We start from the raw sequence: 286 nt of genomic DNA, 5'->3' as shown, positions 1-286 counted from the left end.
CCAAATACAACGGCAACATTGCCGAAATCGACTGGAATGCCGTGGATGTAACGGGAGGAACTCCTTATTCCGCTCCGCTTCGTTACGGATATGTATACGACGGACTTAATCGTTTATTGGCAGGATTTTATCAGGATCCGTACAATCCGTCCAAAGGAACCAACAATGAGATCATCGACCAGTATGATCTGAACGGAAACATTATTAAGCTGAAAAGATTTGCTTGGAAAGCCAAAAGTGCTTTGGCTTTAAAAATTGACGATCTCACCTATACCTACACCGGTGG

1 protein-coding gene is annotated in these 286 nt (G+C 43.7%); it reads left to right on the top strand.

Features of this window, described 5'->3' with window-relative positions; translation table 11 throughout:
* The coding region (locus AC2A1C_RS15900) for a hypothetical protein (protein ID WP_484026915.1) at positions 1-286 on the top strand (286 nt) is incomplete at both ends.

This window comes from Chryseobacterium sp. HNCC26DJ241, assembly GCF_057180505.1.
Note: the sequence above shows the minus strand (reverse complement) of the source record. Positions and strands in the feature narration are given on the sequence as shown.